Raw genomic sequence first — 1,133 nt, forward strand, 5'->3', positions numbered from 1 at the left:
ATTTGTGTTTTTGAGACAATTTATACCATAGACACTTATTTAAAAGCCTAATAACTAACTGTATAATGCCGATATAGTAAAAAAAACAGTACAATTTATTGGACTGTATTGACCCCAGCGATAGCAAACTGGCAAAGCAATACATAATTGGCATTAGTAATCATAAAACTTAAAAACATGAATTTTAAACAAAATCTATTGGTTAGATTCCGCCTAGACAGAAAATTACTTGGACTGCTTTTGGTTTGGACCAGCAACTTTTTAATGCAAGCCCAAGTTATTACTTCCCCTAACAAGAATCTTTCCTTGCAATTTGAACTTACTACCAATGGAGTTCCCTCCTATCAGTTGAGTTACAAAGACAAATCGGTAATCAAACCAAGCACTTTGGGAATTGAGATAAAAGATGCTCCTTCGTTTATGGATGGTTTTTCGTTAACAGACTCCGCTCAATCTTTGGTTGATGATTCTTGGAATCCAGTAATGGGCGAAGAAAAAATAATTCGCAATAATTACAACGAAGTGGTGGTCACTTTGGCGCAAGCCAAAGACAACAACCGCTACATCCGTATCCGATTCCGATTGTTCAACGATGGTTTGGGGTTTCGTTATGAATTTCCAAAACAAACTGACTTAAATTATTTTGTAATCAAAGAGGAACACACCGAATTCAAATTGGCAGGTGACCATAAAATTTTCTGGATTCCGGGAGATTATGACACGAATGAATATGCATATACTACCTCTAAGATTTCAGAGATTCCTTCATTAATGAAGAAGGCAACTATTGAAATTAATTCGCAATTTCCAATTAAAGATTTGGCAGTTCAAACGCCTTCAATGATGAAAACTGCGGATGGTTTGTATGTCAATATTCACGAAGCGGCTCTGATTAATTATCCTGCAATGTCTTTGAATATAGATGCCAAAACGTTTAAAATGAGTTCGCACCTAACTCCCGATGCAGTTGGCAATAATGGTTATATGCAAACGGACACGCAAACCCCTTGGAGAACGATTGTAGTCAGCGATAAAGCCACCGAAATTCTAGCTTCAAAAATGATTTTGAATTTGAATGAACCTACAAAATACAAAGATGTTTCTTGGATAAAACCAATGAAATTCATTGGAGT

General features: G+C 35.9%; 1 protein-coding gene. It reads left to right on the forward strand.

Annotated elements, in window-relative coordinates:
• Positions 1–177: 177 nt before the first annotated feature.
• A partial coding sequence (locus EKL98_RS16860; protein ID WP_199740752.1) for a glycoside hydrolase family 97 N-terminal domain-containing protein occupies positions 178–1,133 on the forward strand: 956 nt, incomplete at its 3' end.

The organism is Flavobacterium bomense (genome assembly GCF_003970355.1).